The following is a 23,409-nucleotide window of genomic DNA, read 5'->3' as shown; positions in this document are numbered from 1 at the left end:
TCAGAGGCCGAAGATCGCCGGCCACCAGCCGACGCCGACGGCGAGGCTGCCGGCGAGGCCGGGCACCAGCGGCAACCAGCGCCACTTCGGCGCGATCCCCTGGCGGGCGAGGATGCGTTCGCCGAGCCAGATGCTCCACAGGAGACCGGCGACGAACAGGCCGCCGCGGATCGCGCCGATGCCGGTCTGGCCGACGAACGTGTGCTTCAGCGGGTCGAGCAGCTCGGCGCCGAGGCCGATGATCAGGCTCATCAGCGCCACCGGCGCGTACTGATAGCCGAGTTCGGTGAAGGTCTGGCCGAAGCTCACGTCGGAGCCGACCCGCCGGGCGAGCCAGGCGCCGACCGCGGTCAGCGCCGCGAGGATAGCCGTCAGCGCCGCCATCGTCGCCAGCATGAAGGCGACGATCATCACGAAGTCGAGCCACATGAAGGTCTCGCCGCGTTCGGGATGGACGCTCATCAGCCAGGACGGCCCGACGTCGAGGACCCAGCCGAAGGCCGCGCCGCCGTTGGTGACGACCCATTCGCCGAAGGCCTGCCGGGCGTCCTGGTACTGCGGCAGGACGAGCCAGAGGAAGCCGCCGAGCGCGACGCCGGTGTCCATGAACAGGAACCACGCCTCGGCCGAATTGGCGCGATGCTCGCGGATGTCCTCGATCTCGACGCCGGGGCGGCGCAGGTCGAGGCGCATGCTGCCCGGCGCCTTCGGGTTGACGCAGCGGAAGCACTCGATGCAGTGGCGGCTCTCGCACTTGCGCGGCAGGTCGATCATCGTCGGACAGGCGCCGCGTTCGGAATAGACGTCGCCGCCGGCGAGCCGCAGCTTCGGCGTGAACTGCACCGCGCCGAGGCGCGAATAGAGGCCGAGGACCCGCCCGATCGGGCAGAGGTGGCGGCACCACACCCGCTTGTTGCGGCCGTAGGCCCAGCCGAAGACGATCGCGAGCAGCATCGTGCCGCCGAAGAGCCCGGCGGCGGCCTCCGGATGGTCGCGCACGCCGAGCGTCTGGCCGTAGAGCGTCATGACGATGAAGGAGAGGGCGGGCGTGCCCTCCCACTTGATCCAGCCCGGAATGGCGCGCTGGATGCCGTGGCGATTGGCGAGTTCGGAGGCCGCGCCCATCGGGCAGAGCACGCCGCACCAGATGCGGCCGAACAGGATCACCGACAGGAAGACCAGCGGGAACCACACGCCCCACAGCAGGTACTTCAGGAACAGCGTCGGATTGCCCAGGATGGTCGCCTCGGCCGGCGGCTCGGGCAGCAGCGGCGGCACGCCGACCACCACCAGGAAGACGCCGAACATCGCGATCTGGATCCAGACGAAGTGCCGCTTGGCACCGACCGCCCAGACCTCGAGGGCGCGGGTGAAGGCCGAACGGTCTTCCGGGATGGCGATGCGCAGGCCGTCGACGGTCGCCTCCGCGCCGCCGAAGCCGCCGTTCGGAGAGGCCTCCGCCGCGAACGAACCGCCGCGCTCGATGCTGTTCATGTCGAAACCTCGCTGACGCGACCGGCGCCCCTCGGGCCTCCGTCGATCGTCCCTCGCTCGTCGCTCGGCCTTTTCAATACCCGCTCTTGAAACTCACACGCAATAGCGTTTCGACGTATGCCAAGTCGAAGGTGGCGCGGGGGGGAGGCGGGGAGAGGTGCGGTACGGGGGGCAGTACGGGGGAGGGGCGGGGAGGGCACGCGGGACATTCTGCCGCCCTGTCGCGGCGGGGAGATCGGGTTGTGCCTTCGCCGGGCTCCGCGAGCGACTCGGGGGACGTTGATCGACGTCGGTGCGCGATCCTTCGAGACGCGCCTGCGGCGCTCCTCAGGATGAGGCGCCGGAGTTTGCCGTGGCAAACAATGAACGCGTCATGCCGCAGCAAAAAAAACGCTCATGGCGCGGCAAAACAAGCGCCTCATGCTGAGGAGGCGCCCGGAGGGCGCCGTCTCGAAGCATCGCGCACCGCGTCGAGGCCGCCTCTCTTCGGAATCGCGCGGACGTTCCACGCCGACGAACCCGGCGTTCGCCTCGACGCCACCGTGGCTTGGTCCATCACTCCCAAACGCCGCCGGCTCCCGCGTTCGCCCGCCCGTCGCACAGGCCCGCCCGTCGCCCTCACGCCGCCGGGGTGCCTCGCCCCCACGCAGCCGCCGCCCCGCCACGCCCTGTTGGCACGCGCCTCGGCACGCTCGCCGCCCCGTCTCCGCAAAAATGCTGACGGCGAGATTCGTCGATTGACGCGGGCGCTGCGATGCTTTTTGTTATTGCGAACGAATTGCATTAGCGAAACAGGAGACAGTCCCCATGTCGTTCAAGCTCCCGATCGTCGCCCTTGCCCTGCTGGCCGGCACGACCCTGACCGCCGCCGCCAAGGAGTATCCGATCGGCAAGCCGCAGACCCAGGCCGGCCTCGAGGTCGCCGCGGTCTATCTCCAGCCGATCGAGATGGAGCCGGCCGGCATGATGCGCGCCGCCGCCGACAGCGACGTCCATCTCGAAGCCGACATCAAGGCGACCAAGGACAACAAGAACGGCTTCGCCAAGGGCGACTGGGTTCCCTATCTCTCGATCGAATTCGTGCTGACCAAGGACGGCAAGGAAGTGGCCAAGGGCCCGTTCATGCCGATGGTCGCCAACGACGGCCCGCACTACGGCGACAACGTCAAGCTCGCCGGCAACGGCAAGTACGAGCTGACGCTGAAGGTCGCCTCGCCGGCCGCCAACCCGCACGCCCACTTCGGCCGCCACGTCGACAAGGAGACCGGCGTCGGCCCGTGGTTCTCGCCCTTCGAGCTGAAGTACGATTTCGTCTACACCGGCACGGGGAAGAAGGGTGGCTACTGAGCGCTCGACCCTCTCCCGCCGCATCGCGACCCTGCGCCTTCTCGGCGCGGGGTTCGTGCTGCTCGCCGCCGCGATCGTCGCGGTCGGCCCGGCGCGCGCCGGCGATCCGGTGTTCCGCATCGTCTTCGAGGACGGAAAGATGACGCCCTCGCGCATCGAGGTCCCCGCCGACACCCGGTTCGAACTCGAACTGGTCAACGACGGCAAGACCCCGGCCGAGTTCGAGAGCCTTCCCCTGCGCAAGGAGAAGGTGATCGCCCCCGGCGTCACCACGTCGATGATCATCAAGGGGCTGGAGCCCGGCGAATATTCCTTCTTCGACGACTTCCACCCCGACGCGCCGCCGGCGGTGCTGATCGCCAAGTGAGCAGGAGAGGGAGTTTCCCGGTCCCATGTACGGCAACGTCGTCTTCGTGGTGTGGCGGGAGAGCGTCGAGGCGCTCCTCGTCGTCGGCATCCTGAACGCCTGGCTCACCGCCAACGCCGCCGGCGCGCAGCGCGCGCGTCTCTTCCTGTGGGGCGGCGTCGCCGCCGGCCTCGTGGTCGCGGGTCTCTTCGGCTGGGCGCTGGTGGCGCTCGCCGACACGCTCTCCGACACGACGCAGGAGGCGTTCCGCACCGGCATGGTGCTCGTCGCCGCCGTGCTGATCGTGCAGATGATCCTGTGGATGCGCCGGCACGGGCGCTCGATGAAGCGCGATCTCGAGGGCGCGCTCGGCGAGGCGGTGGCGCGCGAGAACTGGTGGGGTGTCTTCACCCTCGCCGCGATCGCGCTCGCCCGCGAGGGCTCGGAGACCGTCGTCTTCCTCTACGGCGTCCTGACGGCGGGCTCGGGCGACGTCCGCCTGACCGCGGCGGGGGCCGCCGTGCTCGGCCTGATCGGCGCGCTGGCGACCTACATGGCGCTCCAGATCGGCGCGCGACGCCTCTCCTGGGCGGTGTTCTTCCGCGCGACCGAGGTGATGCTGCTGCTTCTCGCCTGCGCCCTGCTGATGACCGGCATCGACGGTCTGATCGAACTCGACCTGCTGCCCAAGCTCACCGGACGCCTGTGGGACACTTCGGCGATCCTGCCCGACGGCAACGCCTTCGGCGGCTTCCTCGCCAATCTGACCGGCTACCGCGCGCGGCCCAACCTGACGGAACTGTTGGCCTTCCTCGTCTACTGGGGCGGCGTGGCGATCCTCATGCGCCCGGCGCGGCCGGCACCGGTCTCCGCCGCCTGACGGCTCTCGCGGGCCCGCGCCCTCGGCGCGGGTCCGCTGTCGTCCCTCACACCATCGCCGACGGCACCACCCAGCGATCGAAGTCCTCGGCCGTGACCTTGCCGGAGGCGATCGCCTCCTGGCGCAGCGTCGTGCCGTTGCGATGCGCCGCCTTGGCGATCGCCGCCGCCGCGTCGTAGCCGATGTGCGGCGCCAGCGCAGTGACCAGCATCAGCGAACGCTCGACCAGATCGGCGATCCGCGTCCTGTCCGGCTCGATGCCGCGGGCGCAATGGGTGTCGAACGAGGCCATCGCGTCGGCCAGCAGCCGGATCGACGTCAGCATGTCGAAGCCGATCACCGGCTTGAAGACGTTGAGCTCGAACGCCCCCGACGCCCCGGCGAAGCCGATCGCCGCGTCGTGGCCGAAAACCTGGACGCAGACCATGGTCAGCGCCTCGCACTGGGTCGGATTGACCTTGCCCGGCATGATCGACGAGCCCGGCTCGTTCTCCGGAATGGTGATCTCGCCGAGCCCCGAGCGCGGTCCCGAGGCGAGCCGACGCACGTCCTCGGCGATCTTGAACAGGCTCGCCGCCAGTCCCTTCAACGCGCCGTGGGCGTGGACGATCGCGTCGTGGGCGGCGAGCGCCTCGAAACGGTTGGGGGCGACGACGAAGGCGAGGCCCGTCGCCTCGGCGAGCCCGGCCGCCACCCGTTCGCCGAAACCCTTCGGCGCGTTGAGCCCGGTGCCGACCGCGGTGCCGCCGATCGCCAGTTCCAGGAGATGCGGCAGGCTCGCCGCGACATGCGCCTCGGCATGGGCGAGCTGCGCCGCCCAGCCCGAGATCTCCTGCCCGAGCGTCAGCGGCGTGGCGTCCTGAAGGTGGGTCCGGCCGATCTTGACGATGTCGGCGAAGGCCTCCGCCTTGGCCGAGAGCGTGGCGTGCAACCGCCGCAGGGACGGCAGCAGATCCTCGACCAGCGCCCGGGCGATCGCCACGTTCATGGCGGTCGGAAAGACGTCGTTGGAGGACTGCGAGCGATTGACGTCGTCGTTGGGATGGACGAGGCGCCCCTCGCCGATCGGCCCGCCGAGCAGTTGCGAGGCGCGGTTCGCCAGCACTTCGTTGACGTTCATGTTCGACTGGGTGCCGGATCCCGTCTGCCAGACGACGAGCGGGAACTCGCCGTCGTGGCGGCCGGCGACGACCTCGTCCGCCGCCCGGCCGATGGCCTCCGCCTTGGCCGCGTCGAGCCCGGCGAGCGCGACGTTGACGCCGGCGGCGATCTTCTTGATCAGCGCCAGGGCGTGGACGATGCGTCGCGGCATGCGGTCCTCGCCGATGGCGAAATGGGCGAGCGACCGCTGCGTCTGCGCGCCCCACAGCCGGTCGGCGGGAACGGCGATCTCGCCGAACGTGTCGCGTTCGAGCCGATGGGCGGCGTCGCGGGTCTCGTTCATCGGGCGCCTCCCCGCGCGTCGGCCAGATTCCGCAGCACCGTCGGCAGGATGCCGCCGTTGACGTAGTAGTCGAGCTCGTCGGCGGTATCGATGCGCACGATGACCGGCACGGCGAGACGCGAGCCGTCCGCCCGTTCGATGTCGAGCGTCAGCATCGCCCGCGGCGCCAGCGCGTCGAGCCCGCCGATCGACACCGTCTCCGCGCCGGTCAGCCCGAGGCTCTCCCAACTGGTGCCGTCCTCGAACTGCAGCGGCAACACGCCCATGCCGACGAGGTTGGAGCGGTGGATGCGCTCGTAGGTCCGCGCCACCACGGCCTTCACGCCGAGCAGCCGTGTGCCCTTGGCCGCCCAGTCGCGCGACGAGCCGTTGCCGTATTCGACGCCGGCGAAGACGACGAGCGGCACGCCCTCGGCGGCATAGCGCCGGGCGACGTCGTAGATCGCGGCCCTTTCGCCGGAGGGATGGTGGACGGTGAAGCCGCCCTCGACGATCGCGCCCGTCTCGTCGCGGACCATGGCGTTCTTGATGCGGATGTTGGCGAAGGTGCCGCGGATCATCACCTCGTGATTGCCGCGCCGGGTGCCGTACTGGTTGAAGTCCTTGGGCTCGACGCCGTGGGCGAGGAGATACTGTCCGGCCGGCGAGGCGGTCTTGATCGAGCCGGCCGGCGAGATGTGGTCGGTGGTGATCTTGTCGCCGAGCAGCGCGAGGATGCGCGCGCCCCTGACGTCGGAGATCGTCGGCAGCGACCGCGTCATCCCCTCGAAATACGGCGGGTTGCGCACGTAGGTCGAGGCGTCGTCCCAGGCATAGGTCTCGCCCCCGGTCACCTCGACCTCCTGCCAGCGGGCGTCACCGGTGAAGACCTCGGCGTATTTCTCGCGGAAGAGGGCGCCGGTGACGTGTCTGGCGATCACCGCGTCGATCTCGGCCGACGACGGCCAGACGTCGGCGAGGAACACCGGCCTGCCGTCCGATCCGATGCCCAGCGGCGCGCGGGTCAGGTCGACGCGGGTCGTGCCGGCGAGCGCATGGGCGACGACGAGGGGCGGCGAGGCGAGCCAGTTCGCCTGCACGTCGGGCGAGATGCGGCCCTCGAAGTTGCGGTTGCCGGAGAGTACGGCGCCGGCGACGATGCCGTGCTCGGCGATCGTCCGCGAGATCGCCGGGTCGAGCGGTCCGGAATTGCCGATGCAGGTGGTGCAGCCGAAGCCGACGATCTGGAAGCCGAGGGCGTCGAGATCGTCCTGCAGGCCGGAGGCCTTCAGATAGGCCGCGACCACCTGGCTGCCCGGCGCCAGCGAGGTCTTCACCCACGGCTTGGTCCGCAGCCCCCGTTCGCGCGCCTTGCGGGCGAGGAGACCGGCGGCGACCAGCACCGAGGGGTTGGACGTGTTGGTGCAGGAGGTGATCGCCGCGATGACGACGTCGCCGTGGCCGAGGTCGAAGTCGGTCCCCTCGACCTTCCAGCGTTTCCCGGCCTCGCCGGGCTTGCGGTACTCGCCCTCGAGCGCCGCGTCGAAGACGGCCGGCACCGAGCCGAGCGCCACCCGTCCCTCCGGCCGTTTCGGCCCGGCGAGCGAGGGCTCGACTTCCGCCAGATCGAGTTCGAGCACGTCGGTGAAGAGCGGATCGGCGGTCGTCTCGTCGCGGAAGAGGCCCTGCGCCTTCGTGTAGGCCTCGACCAGCGCCACTTGCTCGTCGGAGCGGCCGGAGAGGCGGAGATAGGCGAGGGTGACGGCATCGACGGGGAAGAAGCCGCAGGTCGCGCCGTATTCCGGCGCCATGTTGCCGATCGTGGCGCGGTCGGCGAGACCGAGTCCCGAGAGGCCGGGGCCGAAGAACTCGACGAACTTGCCGACGACGCCCTTCTTGCGCAGCATCTGCGTCACGGTGAGGACGAGATCGGTCGAGGTGACGCCCTCGCGCAGCCGTCCGGTCAGGCGGAAGCCGATCACCTCCGGGATCAGCATCGACACCGGCTGGCCGAGCATGGCCGCCTCCGCCTCGATGCCGCCGACGCCCCAGCCGAGCACGCCGAGGCCGCCGACCATGGTGGTGTGGCTGTCGGTGCCGACGCAGGTGTCGGGATAGGCGACGGTCGTGCCGTCGGCGCCCTCGCGCGTCCACACCACGCGGGCCAGATATTCGAGATTGACCTGATGGCAGATGCCGGTGCCCGGCGGCACCACGCGGAAGTCGCGGAAGGCCTTCTGCCCCCATTTCAGGAAGGTGTAGCGCTCGTGGTTCTGCTCGTATTCGCGTGCCACGTTGCGCGAAAGCGCCGACGCGTTGCCGAAGAAGTCGACCACGACGGAATGGTCTACCACCAGATCGACCGGGATCAGCGGATTGATCTGATCCGGCGATCCGCCCAGCGCCGCGACCGCGTCGCGCATGGCGGCGAGATCGACCACGGCGGGAACGCCGGTGAAGTCCTGCATCAGCACGCGGGCGGGTCGATAGGCGATCTCGCGCTCGGCTCGTCCCCGCGTCTCGCCCCAAGCGGCGAGTGCCCGCAAATCGTCGGCCGTCACCGTGCGACCGTCCTCGTGACGCAGCAGGTTCTCCGCCAGCACCTTGAGCGAGAAGGGCAGGCGCGACAGGCCGGAAAGCCCGTTGGCCCCGGCGGCGGCGAGATCGAAAAGGACGAAGGATCGCCCGTCGATCTCGATGGAGCGGCGGGCGGAGAACGTGTCGGGATGGGAAGCGGTCATGTCCGGTCTCCGGGGAGGGGGGAGTGCGGCTTTTCTCTTCCCATATGGGGCGCGCGGACGGAGATCGCAGGCCGCTTCACGGTCTCGTGTCGTCCGAGGTGCCGCGCCGGCAAACGATCGATGATCGCGACGAACAGTTACGTAAGGTAATTTTGTCGAGGTCGTTCTGTAGTAGTGTCAGCCGCCCGCCCGCTCGACTGGCCGTGACGATGTCTTTCGCCGTTCGTACCGAGTGTGATCGTTGATCTTCTGGAAAGGAGTATCGATCACGATTTGATATGATGTGTCGAGGTCTCGATTCCGGGTTTCCGATCGATCTGCCACGATGCCTTCGGGAGGGAAATTCATGAAGTGTCCCCCGATCTTGCCGACCGAGACGGATCGACTGAAGGCCCTGTCCGAATACGGCCTGGGGGACGAACGCCCGCTGCCCAGCCTCGACTCGGTCGTGCGCATCGCTGCTCGCATCTTCGACATGCCCGTCGCCGCGGTGAACATGATCGGTTCGGACCACGTCTTCTTCGCCGCCAGCGTCGGCATCGGTGAGGTCGACATGCGGCGCGACGTGTCCTTCTGCGCGCATGCCATCGCCGGCGACGGCGTCATGGTCGTTCCCGACGCGACCCGCGACGAGCGCTTCCACGACAATCCGCTGGTCACCGGCCCGGCCGGACTGCGCTTCTACGCCGGCGTACCCCTGGTCTCGTCCTGCGGCCAGCCGCTCGGCGCGCTCTGCGTGATCGACGGCCGGCCCCACCCGGAGTTCTCGCGCGACGACGCGGATCGCCTGCGTGAACTGGCGCTGATGGCGTCGGACAGGCTCGAGTTGCGGCGCATCGAGGTCGCCGCCGGATCGGCCGCTCGCGTGGAACCTCCGGAGGACGCGGCGGCGGCGCGCCGCGACACCGCGGAACTCCTCCGGCTCGCCGACTTCGACCTCCTCACCGGCCTCGCCAATCGCGGCCGCTTCTTCCGGCTGGTCGAGGAGGCGCTGGCGGCGGCGACGCCCGCCGCGGTGGTGATGATCGATCTCGACGGCTTCAAGGACGTCAACGACACGCTCGGACACGCCGTCGGCGACGGCATCCTGCGCGAAGTGGCCGCGCGGCTCGAACGTCGCACCGGCGAGGGCGACACGGCGGCGCGGATCGGCGGCGACGAATTCGCGGTCCTCCTGCGCGGCGTGGCCGAACCCGCATGGGCCATGGCGATTTCCGATGCGATCAACGACGACATCGCCCGGCCGATCGTCATCGACGGGCAGGAGATCCACGTCGCCGCGAGCTGCGGCGTCGCGCTCGCCCCGCTCCACACCGGCAACCCGATGGAACTGCTCGGCAACGCCGATCTCGCGCTGTTTCGCGCCAAGACCGACGGACGCGGCCGGTCCTTCGCCTTCGAGCCGGCCCTGCGCATGGAGGCGGCGGCGCGCCGGCTCCATGGCATGGAGATCCACCGGGCGGTCAAGGAGGGCGAGTTCCTGCTCTTCTACCAGCCCCAGGTCCGCCTGACCGACGGCGCCCTGACCGGGGCCGAGGCGCTGATCCGCTGGCTCCACCCGCAGCGCGGGCTCCTCGCCCCCGCCGCCTTCCTGCCGGCCCTCGAACGCGGTCCTCTGGCCGCGACGGTCGGATCCTGGGTGCTCGACCAGGCCTGCGCCCAGGCGGCCTTCTGGCGCCGCAACGGTGCGGACGACTTCCGCATCGGGGTCAACCTGTTCGCCGCCCAGTTCCGTGTCGGCGACCTCGCGAGCGAGGTGATCGAGGCGCTCGATCGTCACGGTCTTCCCGCCGACGCGCTCGAACTCGAGATCACCGAGAACATCGCCCTCGGCCTCGACGACGTCGTCCTCGATCGGTTGGGCCGGCTCCGCGCCCACGGCGTCGGCCTCGCCGTCGACGACTTCGGAACCGGTTTCGCCTCGCTCAGCCTGCTGAAGAGCTACCCGCTGACCCGCATCAAGATCGACCGGTCCTTCGTCACCGGCATGCTGACCTCCGGCAAGGACGCCTCGGTGGTCCGGGCGATCCTCGACATCGCGCGGGCCTTCGATCTCGACACGATCGCCGAAGGCATCGAGGAGGAGGCCGAACGCGACGATCTCCTCCACCAGGGATGCCGGGAGGGACAGGGCTACTTCTTCGGCAAGCCGATGCCGGCGCCGCTCTTCGCCGAGACCTTCGACATCGCCCCGGCCTTCCGTCGCCCGCCGGTTCGCCGGGAAGCGATGTGACGACGCGAAGGCCGCGCCGAGGGAGCGTCCCCGGCGCGGGCCTCTTCGTGGCGCGCGGCCTCAGAGCACCGTCTCGACCCGTCGCTCGGTGCGGGCGACGATGCGGCCGCCCTTCACCACGACGTTGCGGTCGGGGATGTCGAGGATCACGTCGGCGACGCGCCGGGTGTCGAGCAACACCATGTCGGCGCGGGCGCCGACCGCGAGCCCGTAGTCGGGAAGGCGCAGCGCCTTCGCCGGATTGACCGTCAACATGTCGAGCACCGTCGCCTGATCGTCCGCACCGCCGAGGTGGCAGGCGGGCAGGGCGAGCGCCGCGATCTGCAGCAGGTCGCCGGTGCCGTAGGGGGTGAAGGCGTTGCGGATGTTGTTGGTCGCGAGGCAGACGTTGACCCCGCCGTCGCGCAGCGCCCGGACCGGCGTGATGGTGCGCCGGACGTTGTCGACGTCCCTGCGCCCGCCGAGGTGCATGTCGGTCGCCGGCAACGCCATGACCGAGATGCCGGCATCCTTCAGCAGCGCGACGATCGCGTCGCGGCGTTCGGGCGAGACGGCGGCGAGCGCCGTCAGGTGGCCGACAGAGACGCGACCCTGCCAGCCCTCGGTGATCGTCTTGCGCGCCAGATACTCGATCGACATGGCGTCGCCGTCGTCGCGGAAGTCCTGGTGGAAGTCGAGGTCCTTGTCGAAGTCGCGGGCGAGGCGGAAGACCCAGTCGATATGGGCCTCGGCGTCGGTGTCGTTGTAGGGGATGCCGCCGACCACGTCGGCGCCCTTCTTCATCGCCTCGACCATCATGGCGTCGGTGCCCGGCGCCTTGAGGATGCCCTCCTGCGGGAAGGCGACGACCTGGATGTCGATGAGGCCACGATACTCCTCGCGCAGGCTCAGTACCGTGTCGAAGCCGGTGAAGCCCTGCGCCGGGTCGAACTCGGCATGGGCGCGCACATGGGTGGTGCCGCAGGCGACGAGCTGCTTCAGCACCCGCCGCGACCGCGTCTCGATGTCCTCGCGGGTGAAGGTCGGCTTCAGCGCCGCGGTGACGGCGATCGCCTCCATCAGTGTGCCCGAGCGATTGGGCTTGCGGTCCATGACGTAGGCCTTCTCCAGATGGAGATGGCTCTCGACGAAGCCGGGGACGAGTACTCGGCCGGCGCCGTCGATCGTCTCGGCCGCCTCGGCCGCGAGCTTCGGTTCGACGGCGACGATGCGCCCCGCTTCGATGCCGACGTCGGTGGTCGGGTCGCGGTCGTCGAGACGGACGTTGCGAAAGATCAGATCCATGATTTCGTCTCCTCGAACGATCAGACCATGACGAAGGCGAGCAGGACCAGCAGCACGACGCAGCTCAGGACGTAGGGCGCGTTGCCCTTGGAGACCTGGAGCACCGGAATGCGGAAGCCGGCACTGAGCGCCTGCATGGTGATGTTGACCAGCGACACCTGGCTGCCGAAGCCGACGCCGATGGTGACGAAGCCGACGGCGAGCGGCGAGAAGCCCAGCGCCACGGCGATCGGCAGCACCAGCGTCAGGATCGAGCCGACATAGGCGCCCGCCGGGAAGCCGATGGCGAAGCCGGCGACGACGGCGGCGGGAACCACCAGCGAGGGCGGCGCCATCTTGACCAGGCCGGCGATGGTGGCGAAGGCGCCGATCTTCTCGATCATGCCGATGAAGACCAGGAACAGGCCGACCTGCAGCAGACGGGTGAGGATGTAGGACGAGCCGTCGATCATCGCGTCGACCGACTGGTTGGCCGAGAAGTCGCTGCACAGCCACACCAGCGCCAGCGTGACGATGGCATAGGCGACCGGACCGAGGACCGGCACGCCGACGGCGGCGTTGACGAAGGGGCCGGCGATCACCGCGAACATCAGGAAGGCGGCCGGAATGGTGCGCTTCCACAGCTCGGCGTTCGACATGTCGCGGAATTCTGCCGGGATCTCGCCGTGGAACAGGGACTTCGCCCGCTTGGTGCCGACGAAGGCGATGGCGACGGCGATGATCACGAAGAGCGCGGTGTAGGGCTGCATCATCGCCACGTAGTCGGCGACCGGAACGCCGGTCAGCTTCGACACGACCGACGATTCGAGCGAGGCCGGCGAGGTGGTGAAGCAGGCGGCGGCGGCGATCGACATGCCGGCGATCACCGCCGGGATGGCGCCGACGGCGGCGAAGGCGAGCGGCGCGATGACCATGGCCGATCCGCCGCCGATGCCCGACATGTAGGTGGCGGCGGCCTGCAGCAGCACGATGAAGGCGCCGACGTATTCGACCCGCTCGCCGATGTTGCGGCGGACCAGCGTCAGGGCCGAGGCGTAGCCGCCGGCCTTGAACACCGCCATGGCGATCGCCGAGTTGAGGATCGGCACGGTGATCGACAGCATCTTCGGCACGGCCTCGCCGAGGCCCTTGTTGGCCTCGGCCAGTCCGATGTCGCCGATGATCATCGCCATGATGCCGCCGGCCAGCGCCGCGATCAGCATGTTCACCTGGGCGAAGAGCAGCCCGAGGATGAGCACGATCGGCAGCACGCCGATCGCCGCGGCGGCGGCGGTGCCCGGCGCCGAACGGGCGAGGACGGCGAGCGCCAGCGAGACGGCGACGGCGCCGAGCATGACGATCGTGGCGCGCCGCGCCCCGTCGGGTGTGGGGCCGGTCGCGGCAGGTGTCGACGGATTGGACATGGTTCTTCCCCCGTTCGTCGTTCCGGCGCGGCGGCGACGGACGTCGCGGCGCGCTCGATGAAGTGGCGGGGCCGCGGCGATGCCGGCCGGCCCGTCGTGGACGTCGAGGAACGGTCCACCGAGGCTCGTCGCGGCGCGCCGGGTCTTCCCGTGACCGGATCGCGCCCGAGCCGTCGGGCCGTGCGAAGCCGTCGTCGGAACGGCGGAGGTCCGAAGTCGTCGTCGACGCCTTCGTCTGTCCGTCGTCGCCGAAGCGAGCGATATCGCGTGTATCGAACGGTTCCTCTCGCAGAACGTCTTTCCGAATTCTTCGAACCATTCCACGCTTCGAGACGAGAGCGGGTTCGCCACGGTCGACGTCTGCCTTCGATGACGGGAAGCTTTCGTTTCGAGGTCGCTCGACGTCAAGTGCGCAAAATCGTCCAGACCGGCGCCGACGGCCGCCCACCCCTGAAGACGATCCGCGGCCGGAATACGCGAAATTCCGCCGATCGCGGCGCCACGGGCGAAACCGATTGTTGAAAACATTGCATCAATGGCGACGCGTCTTCCGGGTCGGAGACGGCAGGGGCGAGGGGGGGCGACGCCCGGAGACGCCCGTCCGGCGCCTCTCGGAGTGGTCCTCGGCGATGCGGTCGATCCGCCACGCCGCGTCGCGATCGCCAGATCGGATCAGTAAGTCTGCGGATTTCGAGAGAATTCAACAGTCGGTCGATCGTTGATCGAAAGGTCGCAGCCAGAAGAGGCGTCCTTCGAGCCGCTTCAACAGTCCGATGCCGTCGTCCGCCGTTTCGGATCCTTCGAAAACGTCTTTGTCGTCAGGATGTTGCCGGAGATCGGGCGGCGCTCGGCATCGGCTGTCGGGGACGGCGAAGGCCGACGCCGGGGCTCCGATTGTCGCGAAGTTTCGGAAAGATCGGGCGTCCCGGCGGGCGTATCGATGCTCCATCGCATCACGTGAAGGGAACAGTCTCATGACCAGTCAGCTCGCGACATCGGGAGAGGCCCGGGTGGCGGAGACGGCGAAGACCACGGCGCCCGCCGCGGCCGAGAACCGCATCGGCATCCCCGGATGGTGGATCACCGTCTTTCTGTTCTGGCTCGGTTGGGTGTTCATGTACGCCGACCGCACCGTCCTCAATCCCGTCATGAAGGACATCCAGAGCGAGTTCGGCCTGAGCGGCACCCAGCTCGGCCTGATCTCCAGCGTGTTCTTCTTCTCCTACGCCATCCTGCAGATCCCCGCCGGCATCCTCGGCGACCGCATCGGCCGCAAGAAGGTGCTGGTGCCGGGCTTCATCCTGTTCGGCGTCTTCACCGCCGTCACCGGCACGGTGAAGACCTTCTGGCAACTGCTCGCCTCGCGCATCGTCACCGGTGCCGGCGAAGGCACCTACTACGGCCCGCAGTACGGCATCTCCTCCGAACAGATTCCGCAGGAATACCGTTCGCTCGGCAGCGCCATCATCAATTCCGGCATGGCCTTCGGCATCGCACTCGGCCTGATGGCCTCGAGCTGGATCGCCTACACGCTCGGCATGGGCTGGCGCACGCCGTTCTACTTCATGGCCCTGCCCACCATCGTCACCGGTCTGCTGATCTGGTGGCTGGTCAAGGAACGCCCGCGTCCCGCCCCGGTCGCCGGCCAGTCGCAGCGCTCGTCCTTCATGGCGCTGATCCGCAACCGGAACCTCGTCCTCACCTATCTGATGGTGTTCTGCTCGCTGTTCGGCTTCTTCATGATCCTGACCTGGCTGCCCTACTACCTGCAGACCGAGCGCGGCATCCCGGTGAAGGACATCGGCAACATCTCGTCGCTGGTGGCGTGGGTGTCGATCCCCGGCGGCCTGCTCTTCGCCCGCATCTCCGACAAGCTCGGCAAGCGCCGCCCGCTGGTCATGGTGCTGGTGCCGATCGCCGCCCTCAGCCTGATCTCGATCGCCTTCCTCCACGACGTGAATCAGGTGATCGCCGCGATCTGCGTCTACGGCTTCTTCGGCAAGCTGGCCCTCGATCCGGTGCTGGTCGCCGCCGTCGCCGACAACGCCTCGAAGGACTCCTACGGAACCGCCTTCGGCATCTTCAACTTCGTCGGCATGTCCTCGTCGATCGTCGCCCCCGTCATCGCCGGCATGATCGCCGACGCCACCGGGAGCCTCGCCGCCAACTTCTACATCTCCGCCGCGATCCTGATCGTCGGCATGGTCGGCATGATGTTCCTCGACGACACCCGCGCCAACGCGACCGAGAAGGCTGCCTGAGATGCTCCACGCTCGTCTGATCAAAGGCAACTTCCAGGACTCCGTCACCCTGATGGTCCTGTCGCGGGATCTCTCCGCTCTCCCCGAGGTGACACGCGTCTCGGTGATGATGGGAACCCCGGCCAACAAGGACGTCTTCCGCGAGACCGGCCTCTGGCACGACCTCCTCGCGGAGGCCACCCCCAACGACCTCTGCATCGTCGTCGATGCCGAGGACGCCGACCCGGCCGTCGCCGACGCGATCGCCACTCGCATCGGCGAACGTCTGGCCGAGCTCGCCAAGGGCTCCGGCAAGGCCCGCTACCCGGTCGCCCGCTCCTGGCGCCGGGCCCGGGAGATGAACCCGAAGGCGAACATCGCCCTCGTCTCGGTCGCCGGCCAATACGCCGCGGGGCTCGCCCGCGAGGCGCTCGAGGGCGGGCTCAACGTCATGATCTTCTCCGACAACGTCGGGATCGATCAGGAACGCGACCTCAAGACCTTCGCCCGCGACCACGGCCTCCTCGTCATGGGGCCGGACTGCGGTACGGCGATCGTCGGCGGCGCCCCGCTCGCCTTCGCCAACCGGGTGCCCGCCGGTCCGATCGCCGTGGTCGGCGCCTCCGGCACCGGCATCCAGGAACTGACCTGCCAGATCGCCCGGCGCGGTCACGGCATCACCCATGCCCTCGGCCTGGGCGGTCGCGACCTCTCCGAGACGATCGGCGGCATCTCCGCCGAGACCGCGCTCGATCTCGTCGCCGCCGATCCGGCCACCCGCGTCGTCGCCTTCGTCTCCAAGCCGCCGGCACCGGCGGTCCGGGCGAAGCTGCTCGACCGGATGGCGAAGCTCGGCAAGCCGGTCGTCGCCCTCTTCCTCGGCGACCGTCCCGGTCGGCGCGACTTCGGCGACGTCCACCTCGCCCGCACCCTCGACGAGGCGGCGGCGCTGGCGGTCGAACTCGTCGAGATCGACGCGCTCGCCCGTGACCTGCCGCGGCCGACGGCGCCCGGCATCCGCGGCCTCTACACCGGCGGTACGCTCGCCGGCGAGGCGGCGGGACTGCTCGCCGAGGCGCTGGATCTCGTCCCCGACGCGGCCCATGCCGAAGGCTTCATGCTGCGCACCGAGCACCATCGCATCGTCGATCTCGGCGACGACGTCTACACCCGTGGCCGTCCGCATCCGATGATCGATCCCTTCGCCCGCAACGAGCTCGTCGTCGCCCTGGCGAAGGACCCGGATGCCGGCGTGCTGCTGGTCGACGTCGTGCTCGGCTTCGGCAGTCACCTCGATCCGGCCGGCGAACTCGCCCGCGCCGTCGAGGCGATGCGCGCCGCCCGCGGCGACGCCTCGCCGATCACGGTCGTCGCCACCCTGACCGGCGTTCCCGACGATCCGCAGGATCTCGCGGTCCAGTCCCAGAAACTCGAAGACGCCGGCATCTTGATCGCCGGCAGCGTGCGGGCGGCGGTCCTCCTCGCCCTCCGGCTCCTGACGCCCTCCGGGGCCGCCCCGGGAACGCCGCCCGCACTGCTCGGCGAGCCCGCCGCGGTCGTCAACATCGGTCTGCGCGGCTTCGCCGACGACCTCGCCGCGGGCGGCGTCGCCACCGTCCACCTGCAATGGGAACCGGCGCCGGAAGGTGCCGAACGGCTGCGCCGCCTGGCCGCCTCCCTCGTCTGATTTCGGAGTATCGACATGTATGCGACCATCAACGAAGCCAATGCGGCCGTGATCGCCGAGATCCGCCGCGCCCGTCCCCGCCTCGTCGACGTCCGGCCCGCCGGGGCCTGCATCCCGGCACTCGCCGAAGGCGCGGTGCTGATGCATGCCGGCCCGCCGATCGAATGGGCGGCCATGACCGGCCCGATGAAGGGTGCGGTGCTCGGTACCTGCCTGTTCGAGGGCTGGGCGAAGACCGTGGAAGAGGCCGAGGCCTTCGCCGCCGCGAAGATCCGCTTCGTTCCCTGCCACGACAATTCCGCCGTCGGTCCGATGGGCGGCATCACCTCGGCCAACATGCCGGTGCTCGTCGTCGAGAACGCCGAGCAGGGCAACGTCGCCTACTGCAACCTCAACGAGGGCATCGGCAAGGTGATGCGCTTCGGCGCCTTCGAGGGCGAGGTGCAGACCCGGCTCGCCTGGATGCGCGACGTGCTCGCTCCGGTTCTCTCGGCGGCGCTGGAGCGCAAGGGCGGCATCGACCTGACCGCCCTGATGGCCCAGGCGATCACCATGGGCGACGAGTTCCACCAGCGCAACATCGCGGCCTCCGCGCTGCTGCTCAAGGCGCTCGCCGCCGACATCGCCGCCGGCGAGGCCTCGGTCGCCGACAAGGAGGCGGTGCTGCGCTTCCTCGAACGCACCGACCAGTTCTTCCTCAACGTGGCGATGGCGCACTGCAAGTGCGTCATGGACGCCGGCCACGCCGTCGGCGCCGGCTCGATCGTCACCGCCATGACCCGCAACGGTCGTGACTTCGGCATCCGCGTCGCCGGTCTGGGGAACCGCTGGTTCACCGCCCCGGTCAACACGCCGGTCGGCCTGTTCTTCACCGGCTACTCGCAGGCCGACGCCAATCCCGACATCGGCGACAGCGCCATCACCGAGACCTTCGGCATCGGCGGTGCGGCGATGATCGCGGCGCCGGGCGTCACCCGCTTCGTCGGCTCGGGCGGCTTCGCCGATGCGCTCGAGATCTCCGAGGAGATGCGCGAGATCTACGTCGAGACCAACTCGACCCTGCAGATCCCGACCTGGGACTTCCAGGGCGCCTGCGTCGGCCTCGACGTGCGTCGTGTCGTCGAGACCGGCATCACGCCGGTGATCAACACCGGCATCGCCCACCGCCTGCCCGGCATCGGTCAGGTCGGCGCCGGCACCGTGCGGCCGCCGCTCGCCTGTTTCGAACAGGCGCTGGAAGCCCTCGCCGCCGCCCGCGCCGCGGCGGCCTGAACCGAAGGCGACGAGGGGGCGTCTGACCCGCGCCCCACCGGAACCGAGCCCCGTCGGCCGCTCGCGACCGACGGACGGCCCCTTGTTTTCCGAAACCAACGAGACGACCACACCCGGGAGGTCGACATGACCGAGGACATCCCCGCCCGCCTGCTGATCGCCATCGGCGGCAACGCCATCCACCCCGAGGGCATCCGCGGCACCCCTGCCGAACAGGCCGACGTCGCCGCCCGCCTCGGCGCCGCCCTGCTGCCGCTGATGGCACTCGACACCCAGCTCGTCATCACCCACGGCAACGGCCCGGTGGTCGGCAAGATCCTGATGCGCAACGTTCTGGCGCGTCACCGTGTGGCGCCGATGTCGCTCGACATCCTCGTCGCCCACAGCCAGGGCGGCGTCGCCTACGTGCTGCTGCAGGCGCTCGAGAACACGCTGCGCGCCGCCGGCAACCCCCGCGAGGTGGTCTGCATGCTGACCCAGGTCGAGGTCGATCCCGCCGACCCGGCCTTCGAGAATCCCACCAAGCCGATCGGCTACTTCTACGGCGAGGCCGAGGCGAAGGCGCTGCGCGAGGAACTCGGCTGGGAGATGCGCGAGGATTCGGGACGCGGTTGGCGCTGCGTCGTGCCCTCGCCGATGCCCGTCCACATCGTCGAGACGGCGCTGATCGGCACCGCGGCCGCCTCCGGCGCCGTGGTCATCGCCGGTGGCGGCGGCGGCATCCCGGTGGTGCGCGACGAGCTGGGCTGCCGCCACGGCGTCGAGGCGGTGATCGACAAGGACCGCACCTCGGCGTTGATGGCCAATCTCCTCGGCATCGAGGATCTGATGATCCTCACCTCGGTGCCGCGCGTCGCCGTCGACTACGGCAAGCCGACCCAGCGGCCGCTCGAGCGGGTGAGCCTCTCCGAGATCCGGCGCCACCGCGACGACGGCCAGTTCCCGCCCGGCAGCATGGGACCGAAGATCGACGCGGCGATCCAGTTCCTCGAAGGCGGCGGCCGGCGCGTGCTGATCGGTCGCCTCGAGGACGCGGTGCCGATGTTGCGCGGCGAGACCGGAACGCACATCGTCGCCGACGCGGTCGACGCCCCGTACCGCGCGGCGGTGTGAACGACGCCGGGGAGGAGACGCAGGCGATGGCGACGACATCCGCGACGACGATCGGCGCCGCCGCCGCCCGCCTCCTCGAAGGGGGAGCGCGCGGCCGGGTCGTGGCGGTCTTCGCCCGCAGCTTCTACCTCAACATCGGTGGCGGCCTCGTCTGCGTCGGTCCCGCCGACTTCGGCCCCGGCCCGATGCATCTCCTCGTCGATGTCGAGGGGGAGAGCGAAGCGACCGACGGCATCGCGATCGGCGATGCGGGGGAGGTGCGGGGCGCCGTCCTCGACGTCGCCGGCATCGCCTTCGACTGCGCCGGCCTCGTGCCCTGGAAGGCGCCTCGACCGCCGTCGTTCTCGGCCGAAGCGCTCGCCCGCGGTCTCGACCGGTTGGCCGAGGCGGTCGTGGATCGATCGCCCTCCGGCCTCGGCGTCCTCGTCGCCGACCTCTGTCGCGGCACGGTGCCGTCGGCCGATCGGCTCGATCTCATGCTGGCGCCGGCCGTCGCGCCGATCGCCGCCCTCGTCGCCTGGGCGCGAGCGGGCGGGACGGGGCCGGTGCCCGATGTCGCCCGTCTCGTCGGCCTCGGTCCGGGCCTGACGCCGTCGGGCGACGACTTTCTCGCCGGCTTTCTCATCGCCCTGCGGCGGTTGGGGCGCGCCGACGCGGCCGATGCCGCGGCCGGCGTCGTGCTGTCCGCGGCGACGACGGCGACCAACGTGATCGCCGCCGCCCATCTCGCCCATGCCGCCGAGGGCGAGGCGGCGGCGCGGCTCGTCGACATGCTCGACCGGATCGCCGTCGGTGGCGCGGCCGAGGGTCTCCTCGACCGGGTCGAGACCATCGGTCACACCTCGGGCTGGGACACGCTCGCCGGCATGGTGGCCGCCGCAGCAGTGGTCGTCGGACGCGGTGCGTCGCCACGCCCGACAACCTGAGACCGGCCGACGGGTCTCGCGCGCGCCGGGGTCGCTTTGCCGGCTCGCCACAGCCGCGCTAGGCTGGCCACCGGCTGCCCTTCGCCTCGCCCACGCCGCCCGCCGAGGCGCATCGAATCGAGTCCGCGCGATGGAACCTCGCATTCCCAATCTCGATCTCGAAGCCGTCCGCACCTTCGTCGCGGTGGCTCGTCTGAAGAGCTTCTCGGCCGCTGCCCAGCAACTCCACCGCACCACCTCGGCGGTGAGTTACCGCATCAAGACGCTCGAGGACGGCATCGGCACGCCGCTCTTCGTCCGCACCACCCGCAACGTCACGCTGACGCCGGCCGGCCACGTGCTGCTCGACAAGGCGGGCCAGATCTTCGAATGGCTGCAGGGCCTGCCCGACGAACTCCGGCAGGTCGGCGAGAACGTCGAACCGCGCTTCATCCTGGTCGTGAACAACCTGCTCTACGACTCGGACGCCGCTGCGCGAATCCTCGCCCACCTCAATCGCGCCTTCCCCCATACCGAGATCGAGATCCGCAGCGCCGTCTACATGGGCGTCTGGGACGAGCTGCTGCACAACGGCGTCCACATGGCGCTCGGAGCGCCCGGCTTCCACACCATCAACGACGACTTCGACACCCATCCGCTCGGCACGATCCGCTGGGTCTTCGTCGTGGCGCCGGATCATCCGCTCGCCGATCACCCCGAACCGCTCTCCAACGACGAACTGCGGCGCTTCCCGGCGATCAACGTGCAGGACACCTCGACGCGTCTCGTCAAGCGCGTCGCCTGGCGGCTCGCCGGTCAGAAGGAGATGCTGGTGCCGGATCTGCGCACCAAGATCGTCGCCCATGTCGCCGGTGCTGGCGTCGGCTTCCTGCCGACCACCATGGCGCGCGAACACATCCGCGCCGGCCGTCTGGTCGAGCGCCGGGTGATGCAGGGCCGTTCGCCGTCACCACTGTCGCTCGTCTGGCGGCGCAACCACAATGGCCGGGTCGCCGCCCACCTGCGCGACCTCGTGCTGTCGAATGCCGAGGAGTTCGCCTTCCTCGCCGACCGGATCGACCCCGAGACCGAACTCTGACGCCGACGCATCATCCGAACGAAGAACGCCCGCGGATCGGATCGGTCCGCGGGCGTCGTCGTGAAGAAAAGGGGAAGCGGGACCCTTTCGGGGGAGGTCCGATCGCGGTTTTGCCGGCCCGCGATCGGTCCCGTCGGATCCCGCTTCCCGGCTGCGTCAGGCAAGGTCGGGAGACACCTTCCAGTCGCGCAGCCTGTAGACCGTGCCGGGGCGCGGGCGCGGGCTGTCGCCGCCCTCGCGCATGCGGCGCTTGAACGAGTGGATCGGGGTGGCCAGATCGTCGACCCGCACCTCCACCACCGACGGACCGTCGTGGGCGAAGGCGGCGTCGAGGGCCGGGCCGATGTCCTCGGGCTTCTCGGCGTAGAAGCCGGCGAGACCCAGCGCGCTCGCCGCGTCGGCGAAGTTCGGGTGGCAGCTCTGGCTCTCCAAGAGCGCCGACTGGACGTTCTTGAAGAAGATCTCCTGCCACAGCTGGATCCAGCCGAGCCGGCCGTTGTTCAGGACGACGTTGACGATCCTTTGGTTCCGCTGCGCCTGGGTGGCGAGCTCGCCGATCGTGTAGGAGAAGGCGCCGTCGCCGGCCACCGTGACGATGCGGGTGCCCGGCCGCGTCTCCGCCGCGCCGATCGCCGCCGGGGTCGAATAGCCGAGGCCGCCCTGGCCGCGGGCATAGAGGAAGCCGCGGCCCGGCTTGCGGGCCGGCAGGTGGTTGGCGATCCAGCCGGCCGAGAAGCTGGCGTCGGAGACGACGATGTCGTCCTCGCCGAGGCGGGCGGCGAGTTCGGCCATGACGCGGGCGGGATGGATCGGCAGCGTCTCGCTCTCGATCTCGACCCGCTTCTGCCGCTCGCCCTCGGCCTTGATCTCGACGATGCGCGCCGCCCATTCGGGATGCGACTGCGGTTCGAGCCTCGCTTCGAGCAGAAGCAGCGCCTCGCGCACGTCGCCGAACAGCGAGACGGTCGGGTGGAAGGTGCGGCCGTGCTCGGCCGGGTCGGAGTCGATGGTGATCGTCGCCTGCTCGGGCAACGGCAGCGTCCAGTTCATCGCGGTGTTCTGGCTCGCCTTGGAGCCGCACCAGATGACGAGATCCGCCTCCTTGATCAGCTCGATCGCCGCCCAGGAGCCGAGCGGGTTGAGCGTGCCGGCGGCGTGGGGCGCGGTCTCCGGGACCGAGCCGCGGCCGGTCAGGCTGGTGACGGCGAGGCCGCCGAGCCGTTCGGCGAAGCGGGTCGCCTCGGCGCAGGCGTCGGCGCCGTGGACGCCGCCGCCGTAGACGATCGCCGGCCGCTTCGACCGCCGGATCAGGGCGACCGCGGCATCGACGTCGCTGCCGACGGGGGCGGAGCGGACGAAGGGGGCGCGGATCGCGCGTTCGTCGACGCCGATGCGGATCGCCGCCTCGTCCCATTCGGCGTCGAAGACGTCGTGCGGGATGATCAGGGCGACCGGGCCCGGCCGCGGCGAGGTGGCGACGCGGAAGGCGGTGCGGATCATCTCCGGCAGGGCGGAGACGGAGGGCACCAGCCAGCTGTCCTTGGTGATGGTCTTGAAGAAGGAGAGCTGGTCGAACCCTTGAGAGGCGATGCCCTTCTCCTTCAGGGTCAGCCAGTCGAGCGGCAACTCGCCGACGATGCCGACCATCGGCACCGAGGCGTTGAGCGCCTCGATGAAGCCGGCCGGCAGCAGGTTGGCGCCGGGGCCGACGGTGACGTCGCAGACGCCGGGCTTGCCGGTGAGGCGGGCATAGGCGTCGGCGGCATAGGCGGCGTTGCGCTCGTCGCGCATCAGCACGTGGCGGATGCGGTCGGTGCGGCGCGAGATGCCGTCGTGCAGCGCCGTCGTCTGTCCCCCCGGCATGCCGAACACCAGCTCGACGCCGTACTGCGCCAGCATCTCGGCAACCAGGTCTCCCATGTGGGCCATCGGTAGTCTCCTT

16 protein-coding genes are annotated in these 23,409 nt (G+C 69.8%); 10 read left to right on the top strand and 6 right to left on the bottom strand.

Annotated elements, in window-relative coordinates; all coding sequences use genetic code 11:
• Complete coding sequence (locus ACT541_RS12405) at nucleotides 1-1,494, bottom strand: 4Fe-4S binding protein (protein ID WP_476137284.1); 1,494 nt, start codon at nucleotides 1,492-1,494, stop codon at nucleotides 1-3.
• Between the two features lie 807 nt (nucleotides 1,495-2,301).
• Here ACT541_RS12405 and ACT541_RS12400 point away from each other — a divergent pair.
• From ACT541_RS12400 to ACT541_RS12390, 3 genes are read left to right on the top strand one after another with little or no spacing between them, the layout of a single operon-like run.
• The gene (locus ACT541_RS12400; RefSeq protein WP_476137282.1) at nucleotides 2,302-2,841 is read left to right on the top strand and encodes an iron transporter; all 540 of its coding nucleotides are present in this window, start codon (nucleotides 2,302-2,304) and stop codon (nucleotides 2,839-2,841) included.
• The gene (locus ACT541_RS12395; protein ID WP_476137281.1) at nucleotides 2,831-3,208 is read left to right on the top strand and encodes a cupredoxin domain-containing protein; all 378 of its coding nucleotides are present in this window, start codon (nucleotides 2,831-2,833) and stop codon (nucleotides 3,206-3,208) included. The genes ACT541_RS12400 and ACT541_RS12395 overlap by 11 nt, the downstream gene beginning before the upstream one ends.
• 25 nt (nucleotides 3,209-3,233) lie before the next feature.
• On the top strand, nucleotides 3,234-4,067 hold the full coding sequence (locus ACT541_RS12390) for an FTR1 family iron permease (protein ID WP_476137279.1): 834 nt from the start codon (nucleotides 3,234-3,236) through the stop codon (nucleotides 4,065-4,067).
• Between the two features lie 46 nt (nucleotides 4,068-4,113).
• Here ACT541_RS12390 and fumC read toward each other — a convergent pair whose 3' ends face one another.
• Entirely contained in the window at nucleotides 4,114-5,511 is a 1,398-nt protein-coding gene (fumC, locus tag ACT541_RS12385; RefSeq protein ID WP_476137277.1) for a class II fumarate hydratase, read from the bottom strand.
• Nucleotides 5,508-8,231 (bottom strand): aconitate hydratase AcnA, encoded by a 2,724-nt coding sequence (gene acnA / locus ACT541_RS12380; RefSeq protein ID WP_476137275.1) that lies wholly within the window; start codon nucleotides 8,229-8,231, stop codon nucleotides 5,508-5,510. The genes fumC and acnA overlap by 4 nt, the downstream gene beginning before the upstream one ends.
• Before the next feature lie 346 nt (nucleotides 8,232-8,577).
• On the opposite strand from acnA, the gene ACT541_RS12375 reads away from it, so the two are divergent.
• Entirely contained in the window at nucleotides 8,578-10,464 is a 1,887-nt protein-coding gene (locus ACT541_RS12375; protein WP_476137273.1) for a putative bifunctional diguanylate cyclase/phosphodiesterase, read from the top strand.
• Between the two features lie 60 nt (nucleotides 10,465-10,524).
• Here the strand turns inward: ACT541_RS12375 and ACT541_RS12370 are convergent, their stop codons facing one another.
• Together ACT541_RS12370 and ACT541_RS12365 are read right to left on the bottom strand one after the other, a co-directional pair.
• The gene (locus ACT541_RS12370; protein WP_476137271.1) at nucleotides 10,525-11,748 is read right to left on the bottom strand and encodes an amidohydrolase family protein; all 1,224 of its coding nucleotides are present in this window, start codon (nucleotides 11,746-11,748) and stop codon (nucleotides 10,525-10,527) included.
• A gap of 20 nt (nucleotides 11,749-11,768) precedes the next feature.
• Nucleotides 11,769-13,151, bottom strand: coding sequence for a hypothetical protein (locus tag ACT541_RS12365; RefSeq protein WP_476137269.1), 1,383 nt, complete (start codon nucleotides 13,149-13,151; stop codon nucleotides 11,769-11,771).
• Between the two features lie 974 nt (nucleotides 13,152-14,125).
• On the opposite strand from ACT541_RS12365, the gene ACT541_RS12360 reads away from it, so the two are divergent.
• The 6 genes from ACT541_RS12360 to allS all read left to right on the top strand — a co-directional run bounded on the left by ACT541_RS12360 (nucleotide 14,126) and on the right by allS (nucleotide 21,467).
• Nucleotides 14,126-15,412, top strand: a complete 1,287-nt coding sequence (locus tag ACT541_RS12360; protein ID WP_476137267.1) for an MFS transporter — start codon at nucleotides 14,126-14,128, stop codon at nucleotides 15,410-15,412.
• A gap of 1 nt (nucleotide 15,413) precedes the next feature.
• On the top strand, nucleotides 15,414-17,078 hold the full coding sequence (gene fdrA, locus ACT541_RS12355; protein WP_476137265.1) for an acyl-CoA synthetase FdrA: 1,665 nt from the start codon (nucleotides 15,414-15,416) through the stop codon (nucleotides 17,076-17,078).
• Between the two features lie 15 nt (nucleotides 17,079-17,093).
• Entirely contained in the window at nucleotides 17,094-18,350 is a 1,257-nt protein-coding gene (locus ACT541_RS12350; RefSeq protein ID WP_476137263.1) for a YlbE family protein, read from the top strand.
• Nucleotides 18,351-18,476: 126 nt separating this feature from the next.
• On the top strand, nucleotides 18,477-19,463 hold the full coding sequence (locus ACT541_RS12345) for a carbamate kinase (RefSeq protein WP_476137261.1): 987 nt from the start codon (nucleotides 18,477-18,479) through the stop codon (nucleotides 19,461-19,463).
• 26 nt (nucleotides 19,464-19,489) lie between these two features.
• A complete protein-coding gene (locus ACT541_RS12340; RefSeq protein ID WP_476137259.1) occupies nucleotides 19,490-20,389 on the top strand; it encodes an oxamate carbamoyltransferase subunit AllH family protein in 900 nt (299 codons plus the stop codon).
• Between the two features lie 130 nt (nucleotides 20,390-20,519).
• Entirely contained in the window at nucleotides 20,520-21,467 is a 948-nt protein-coding gene (gene allS / locus ACT541_RS12335; RefSeq protein WP_476137258.1) for an HTH-type transcriptional activator AllS, read from the top strand.
• Between the two features lie 156 nt (nucleotides 21,468-21,623).
• Here allS and ACT541_RS12330 read toward each other — a convergent pair whose 3' ends face one another.
• Nucleotides 21,624-23,396, bottom strand: a complete 1,773-nt coding sequence (locus ACT541_RS12330; RefSeq protein WP_476137256.1) for a thiamine pyrophosphate-binding protein — start codon at nucleotides 23,394-23,396, stop codon at nucleotides 21,624-21,626.
• Nucleotides 23,397-23,409: the final 13 nt, after the last annotated feature.

Source organism: Pinisolibacter sp. DMC100 (assembly GCF_056313705.1).
This window is presented reverse-complemented; position numbering and strand designations above follow the sequence as displayed.